Genomic DNA, 6,796 nt, shown 5'->3' on the forward strand with positions numbered 1-6,796 from the left:
ATCAAAACGAAGTCAATATCTGCATTTTTTCTATCTAAATCAAATCGACACTTGGTTGTCCTTAATATATTGAGTATAACGGTTATAGACTTCATCATTATTTGTTTGTGGCACTTCCAACACATTTGGTGAAACAAAGATATTTAATGGTACATTTTTTTCTTCCAAGCGCAATGCTGTTTCTGAGGCAAAGGATTGTGTGATATAAATAACTGCTAATGTTGAAGTTGCACCAACTGGCTGATGATAACCCGGAACGTTTACAACTGCATCTTCTAAAGGACAGCAGTTATCAATGATGACATCCGCAACATCACCAAGTTTTTTTCCTGAAGAATGTGTTGCTTTCGCTTGTCTATAGTTTTCTCCACTAATTACAGCAACGACTTTTAACCCGTGTTCTTTCGCATACATCGCTGCTTCAACAGGCGCAGCATTTAAACCTCCATGGGAGTAGACTACCATTACTTCACCTTCTTTGAAGTCGTAGCTTTGCAAGAAGTTCGCTATATAACCTTCTTGACGTTCAATCCACAGTAATTCACGAGCTCCCCCAGTACCAATAACATTATGCCACATCAAACGATTATCCATTAAAGGATGAAATCCAACAAATCCACCATAACGAGGAAATACATCTAAGGTTGGAATAACTGAATGTCCACTACCGAATAGATGAACTAATTTCCCAGCAGCTATTGTTTCTGCCATTAATTCAGATGCTTTTTTTATATTATCTTTTTGAGTCTCACTGATTTTTTTGATAACTGCTCCTGCTTTTTCAAAATATTGTAATGTCATGTCTCTTCTTCTCCTTTGTTTTCTTTATTTGTTTAATAAATTATTACCGTCAATAAATGAAGTGATAAATGTTTCTTGTAAAGAAGCGATTAGATCTTTCGTATTGGTTGCACTTTCTCGTAACATCATTGCTTCCATTAATACAGGTAGACAAAGCCCAGTAATCACATCAACATAATTCTCTTCCTGAGCTACCATCATTGCTTGATTAAATGGTGTTCCACCAAAGAGATCAGTGATAATTAAAACTGCACTATTTTCTTTTTTTAATTCACGAATTTGTTCAATCACCATATCTTGATATGCCATTAGGTTCATTCCTTCTTTGAAATCAACATAACGATAACCAGTTGTATCTTCAAAAAACATTTTAACAGTAGATGAAATACCACTAGGAAATTCTCCGTGTCCTGTTACAAGAATGCCAATCATAATAGCTCTCCTTTTTCAGTTCTCAAATGATTCCTAATCCGCCTAAAACAATTCCAATTAGGAAGATGATTCCAATAATTCTGATAGCCGAGACTTTTTTCTTAGAAATTAAGTAATAGATAAAAAATACAAAGATAAATCCCAATAATCCTGGCATGATATTGTCAAGAATCGTTTGAAGTTTCAACTCCATATCTCCGTCACTGTACTGAAGCTTTGTTTGGATATTGATATAAGTAGCACTCAATGAACCAATCACTAACAAACCTAATGTATTCAACGCATTAGTTAAGTTATCCAACTGACCATTTGACATAATAGAATGTATTCCTTCTAAACCTGTTTTATAGCCAAAATTAAATAATGCTCTTGAATATAAGATCGTCAACCCTAGGTAAGCGACAATATAGAAAATTGGTCCTAATACACCTGCTGACTGAGTAAAAGCGATTGCAATTGCCAGCATTAGTGGAATCAACGTTCCCGGAATTAAGGTATCTCCTATACCTGACAACGGTCCCATTAATGCTACTTTTACTGTATTGATTGTATCGTCATCGATTTCCCCCGTCATAGCCCGTTGTTCTTCTAACGCTGCAACAGTACCGACAACGACAGAACCAATTTGTGGTTCAACATTAAAAATCATCGTATGACGTTGCAACGCTTGTTTTATTTCTGTTGGGTTACCACTGTATAATTTTTCAATAACTGGGGAAATTGCATGAGCAAACCCAATTCCCTGCATTCTCTCACCACTTTGAGATGTTCCATTAAAGAATAACCATTTCCAAAATGTCTTTTTTAATGTAGCTTTATCAAGTAAATCATTTGTTTCAACTTCCTGATTAAATTGAGTTGTTTCTGCTGAAGCAGTCACTTTCTTTTTGCTTGATTCAAAGATGAACATAGCTAAAACACCTCCTAAAATTGCAATCGCAATAATTGGTAAGTGCAGATACACAGTTAAGATATATCCGACAACAAACAAGCCAATATGAAGTTTGTTATTTACAATCATGTTCAATAATAAACCAATTCCTAATGCAGGAAGTAAAACACCAATCGCAGATAGCATATTATTCAACCAATCTGGAATCATGGTTATAAGTGTTTCTAGATATCCTTTTCCAAGATACAGTATGACAAAAGTCACAGTAAAGCGTAATAATAAATTCAAAACTTGAGGCAACAAATTGTTTCGTGCTACTCCTCTAATACTACCTACTTCAGCTGCTTTATCCGCACGATGTACAAAGAATACATTGGCAACATAGGTAAAGTTCCAAATCATTACTCCTAAAAGACCAATTGGTACAGTGAGTGTTGTTGCTAACTCTGTATTCGCATTCGACATAATAATTAAGGCTGGGGCAATGTAACCAACTAAACTAACATCAAATGGAAGCACAGCGCCTGGTGTAACAATACCAATATACATGGACTGCACAATCACACCGACCTTTAAGGCCGTCTCCATATCGCCAGTTATTAACCCCACCAAAAATGCGGCAACAAGTGGACGACCCAAAATATAAAATCCTCCAGTTGTTCCAAAGAAAAACGGTGCGCCAATTGATCCCATATATGCGAGGATAGAAATTAAGATTATTTGAATGATCATAGTTTTTCTCCCCCTCTACCACTCTGTCGCTGGACTGTCGGGAAGCTGTTGAAGAACGACTTTTGTCTTTGTTTTTGCATCATTTAAAGCATTCTCAAATTCAGTGGTAAGATAAATATTCTTATTGATTTTTTTCGCCCCTGCTTGCTTCACAACAGTGCCGACTATAATTGTGTCAACGTTGTCATATTTTGCTAAAACTGATGGTACTGATGCGGGATATTTCACAATAATAAGGGTATTCTGGTTGCTCTTAATTAATTCGTTTGAAAATTTTTCTTGTGTTACGATTTCCATTTCAATTGTATTTGGAACCGCCATCGACATAATCGATTTTAACATCGGGGTAGTAGCTGTTTTATCATCGATTACAATAATTTTTTCTACATTCAAATAACCAATCCAATTCGTCGTAATCTGACCATGAACTAAACGGTCATCGACTCTAATATAGGTTTTTCCCATGTTATTTCCTCCTAAACGAATATTAACTAATCATGCAACTCTAATTCAATTTGATAATAATCCCATTTGAGATATGATTCAACATATTCAAGTACTGTATCATCATGCAAATAACTCCATCGTTTCACTTTAAAAACAGGCTCTTCATACTCTAGATTCATAGCCGTGATTACCTTGGGATCTTTTACTCGATCAATTGTATAAATTTCTTCTGCACGACTAACTTCATAACCATTACTTGCAAATAATTCATATAACTCAATGGTAGGAAGATCTTCCACTGTTATGTTCTTATCAACCAGTAGAAATTTATTTGGCACATAAGAAATTTGATATGCGATAATAATACCTTCACTAACTCGAACACGTTCATATTTGATTAGTTGTGCATTAGCATTCACATTTAAAATACTTGCGATACTTTTATCTTGAATAATTTCTATTTTAAGGGGTTTGGTTTTTACATCTCGACCCTTTTTAGCCATCTCATCGCTAAATCCTAGACTACCTTGCTTGGTTCTAGGAACCCGCTTATCTTTTTGAACGAAAGTTCCTTTCCCTTGAATTCGCTTTAAAAAACCCTCATGAACCAAATCTGATAATGCTTTATTTACAGTTGCTCTACTAACACCAAACATACTAACTAATTCAGTTTCACTAGGTATAACTGCACCAGTTTTAAACGTTCCATCTTGGATTTTTTCTAAGATCCACTCCTTTACTTGAATGTATAGATTTTTATATGCCATTATTATCCCTCCTCTCACTCATAATTTATAATGTTTATTGGTTGACCGGTTAACCTTTAATCATTATAAATCTTTAATAGATAGCTTACATTAAAATAAGATTAATTTTATATTATATAACAGTAATCATATGGATATTTATATGCAAGTGCTTGATTTTATATCTATTTTTTTCTCTTCTATGTATGCTCATAATAAACGTTGTACTTCTTATAGGATACTCCCAAAATATCAAAAAATAAGGTATTGGGGCTGTGTCATAAGTCTCTAATCATATCCTCTGTCTAGTTAATTGTAGCCTATCCAGGTTAAGCACTTAAACGGTTAAGTACTTTAATACTAAAAAGTTCGTGTTATGATGATAGTATGAAAAAGACACTTTAGCACTAAACAATAAAAATGTTTTAGTACTAAAGTGTCTCATGTCTACTTGCTATCTTCTTCTAATTTATCAACGTATGAACGGTAGGCTTCTTTAATTTCCGACTCAGTTAGATAGTTATCGAGAATTAAATCTTTCATTACGTCTTTCATATTTCGATCGTCTTGTGCGGCTTTCATTTTAACCATTCGATGAATCTCTTCAGGCAAGTATATCGAAACTTGTTTACCGCCTTTAAAATTTTTGTAATATGAAATTATATCTTCAATTTTTCTAAGAATATTAATTTTCTTTTTAGTTCCATTTTGATTGGAAGTTTGTGGTTTTGAAGTAGGAAATAGTGTGTCGATATCATTTGTTTTAGCTATATTTTTGTCTTTAATAGATACACGTTTAGCCATTTTATACAACTCCTTCTGATACTATTTTCTGTAGAACTGTCACCGCAAGATTATAGTATGCAATGCCAGCTTTATTATTTGAATCAAATTCGTAAGCTGACATGTTAGCAACGCCAGCGTCGGAAATTACGATGCTTCTATCGATGATAGAAATAACTTCCGCTTTATCGTCAGATTTAACTTCCTCAATAATTTCGTCACTGTGGTTTGTATTAGTTGCCATAGTGACTACATAGCCAAGTTCCTTTAGATTAGGATTAATTGAATTTTTTACTTTATTGATTGTAGAAAAAAGCAACTCTATACTTACTAGAGCTTGGTATTCGGACTGAACAGGAATTAAGATGTAATCTGATGCACTAAGAGCATTTACAGTAAGCAGTCCTCTTGAAGGAGGGCAATCAATCAAAATGATATCAAATTTTGTCTCAAGGCTCTCTATGTTCTTCTTCAGAATCAGTTCTCTTAATGTAGCGTTAACTAGGTTAAGTTCGGCATCTGATAGACGCAAGGTTGTTGGGGAAATAAATAGATTATTCTTAATCTGATAAGTAATGTTCTCTAATGTTTCTTCCTCTAGCATTACTTGAGTCATTTCTGGTAGATTTTCATCGATGATATTTCTAAGATCAGTTTTTAGGTTAGTTATACTTGACTGTGCGTCTATGTCTACGATATCTGTTATAAGATCGAAACTAGCAAACAGTTCAGCCAGATTATCTACGGTAGCACTTTTCCCAACACCACCTTTTTGATTTGCAACAGAAATTACAATGGGACCACCTTTTTCAGCAACGAGATCTTTGACTTGCTTAACTAGCGAAATAATTTCTGCTGAATTCGATCGATTTTTTTTCATTTTCCTACCTCCTTAAGTTAAGTACTAAAGTGTTAAAATACTTGTATGCAATATAATAATACCACCTAGAAAGTTACGAGTCAATAGCACCTTTAGTATTTAAGTACTTTTAATTCGGCTATGTTTAGAATGTGATTTATCAGCAATTAAATGCAACTTTAAAACGTCATAGTACTTAAGTACTAAAAAAAGGCATTAAAACACTTAAGTACTTAAGTGTTTTAATGCCTGATGTAATTGTTGGTATTAATAGGTTTGTGCGACAATAACTATATTAAATTATAAAAAATAAGAGTTTACAAGATGGAAAAAGTAAGATATGCTATGTTTGTATTTATAGAACTGAAAAAAAAAATAAAAAAAGAGACGGATAAAAAAGTGAATTGGGTCACTCTTTCATCTGAATCACATACAACAACTATGTGTTCTCGCTCGTCTCAGAAGTTATGTAAGTGGCTGACAACCACTTATGTAATTTTGATAAGTCTTTCGGACTGACAATCCGAACTTACAGACTTATTCTACCATTTTTTGACGAGCAACTCAATATATACACGCTTATTTTGTCATTCATTTAAGACTTCTAAGCTATTGGGAGAACACAAATCTTTAAGATTATTTGTGTTCTCTTTTAGTTTGGGAAGGAATAAAGTCATGGCAGCTTCTTTGGATGTCGTATATTCGACGGTATTACAAAATGGTATCCGTAAATTCAAATATAAAAATAGCCACCTAAAACCGGTCTCTTTTAGTGATCAGTCGGGGAAGGGGGCCATTTTTGCGTACCGTTCAAAGGAACACATGATCGAGGGGATTGGACTAGTGATCACTTCAGAAGAAGGGGTGATCGAAAACAATAACCGATTCACTCATTGGACACCAAATGTATTTCGCTATGGAACGTATGCTGATGAAGCCAGAATGTTTACAAAAGGTCATTCTGAGGACAATTTGCGTCAAATCAATACTTTTTTTGTTGATTTTGACACATTGGATCCAAACTTTGACTACGGAGAAATTATCTTAGCCAGTCACGAGATCGGCTTTATGCCTACAATGATTTTACGTACACCGCATGGATTT

7 protein-coding genes and 1 pseudogene are annotated in these 6,796 nt (G+C 34.2%); 1 reads left to right on the plus strand and 7 read right to left on the minus strand.

Annotated features, from left to right (window positions below):
* Nucleotides 1–39: 39 nt before the first annotated feature.
* The 7 genes from CUS89_RS03660 to CUS89_RS03690 form a co-directional block, all read right to left on the minus strand.
* Nucleotides 40–801 (minus strand): sugar isomerase domain-containing protein, encoded by a 762-nt coding sequence (locus CUS89_RS03660; protein WP_104871084.1) that lies wholly within the window; start codon nucleotides 799–801, stop codon nucleotides 40–42.
* A gap of 24 nt (nucleotides 802–825) precedes the next feature.
* Nucleotides 826–1,233: a PTS sugar transporter subunit IIA gene (locus CUS89_RS03665; RefSeq protein ID WP_104871085.1), complete on the minus strand. Its 408-nt coding sequence runs from the start codon at nucleotides 1,231–1,233 to the stop codon at nucleotides 826–828.
* Nucleotides 1,234–1,255: 22 nt separating this feature from the next.
* Nucleotides 1,256–2,857 carry a PTS system mannose/fructose/sorbose family transporter subunit IID gene (locus CUS89_RS16200; protein WP_219843334.1) on the minus strand — a complete coding sequence of 534 codons (1,602 nt, stop codon included), beginning with the start codon at nucleotides 2,855–2,857 and terminating at the stop codon, nucleotides 1,256–1,258.
* A 15-nt stretch (nucleotides 2,858–2,872) separates the two neighbouring features.
* Entirely contained in the window at nucleotides 2,873–3,322 is a 450-nt protein-coding gene (locus CUS89_RS03675; protein WP_104871086.1) for a PTS system mannose/fructose/N-acetylgalactosamine-transporter subunit IIB, read from the minus strand.
* A gap of 26 nt (nucleotides 3,323–3,348) precedes the next feature.
* On the minus strand, nucleotides 3,349–4,071 hold the full coding sequence (locus tag CUS89_RS03680; RefSeq protein WP_104871087.1) for a GntR family transcriptional regulator: 723 nt from the start codon (nucleotides 4,069–4,071) through the stop codon (nucleotides 3,349–3,351).
* 426 nt (nucleotides 4,072–4,497) lie between these two features.
* Nucleotides 4,498–4,854 carry a hypothetical protein gene (locus tag CUS89_RS03685; protein ID WP_010731559.1) on the minus strand — a complete coding sequence of 119 codons (357 nt, stop codon included), beginning with the start codon at nucleotides 4,852–4,854 and terminating at the stop codon, nucleotides 4,498–4,500.
* Between the two features lies 1 nt (nucleotide 4,855).
* A complete protein-coding gene (locus tag CUS89_RS03690; protein WP_104871088.1) occupies nucleotides 4,856–5,713 on the minus strand; it encodes a ParA family protein in 858 nt (285 codons plus the stop codon).
* A 654-nt stretch (nucleotides 5,714–6,367) separates the two neighbouring features.
* Between CUS89_RS03690 and CUS89_RS03700 the strand changes: the two are divergent.
* Nucleotides 6,368–6,796, plus strand: a pseudogene (locus CUS89_RS03700) (primase C-terminal domain-containing protein); the annotation flags it as partial.

This window comes from Enterococcus mundtii, assembly GCF_002947535.1.
Taxonomy (GTDB): domain Bacteria; phylum Bacillota; class Bacilli; order Lactobacillales; family Enterococcaceae; genus Enterococcus_B; species Enterococcus_B mundtii_B.

Coding starts and splice junctions, on each gene's coding strand:
- CUS89_RS03675 (WP_104871086.1), bottom strand. CDS start 3,322: ATGGGAAAAACCTATATTAGAGTCGATGACCGTTTAGTTCATGGTCAG.
- CUS89_RS03680 (WP_104871087.1), bottom strand. CDS start 4,071: ATGGCATATAAAAATCTATACATTCAAGTAAAGGAGTGGATCTTAGAA.
- CUS89_RS03685 (WP_010731559.1), bottom strand. CDS start 4,854: ATGGCTAAACGTGTATCTATTAAAGACAAAAATATAGCTAAAACAAAT.
- CUS89_RS16200 (WP_219843334.1), bottom strand. CDS start 2,857: ATGATCATTCAAATAATCTTAATTTCTATCCTCGCATATATGGGATCA.
- CUS89_RS03665 (WP_104871085.1), bottom strand. CDS start 1,233: ATGATTGGCATTCTTGTAACAGGACACGGAGAATTTCCTAGTGGTATT.
- CUS89_RS03660 (WP_104871084.1), bottom strand. CDS start 801: ATGACATTACAATATTTTGAAAAAGCAGGAGCAGTTATCAAAAAAATC.
- CUS89_RS03690 (WP_104871088.1), bottom strand. CDS start 5,713: ATGAAAAAAAATCGATCGAATTCAGCAGAAATTATTTCGCTAGTTAAG.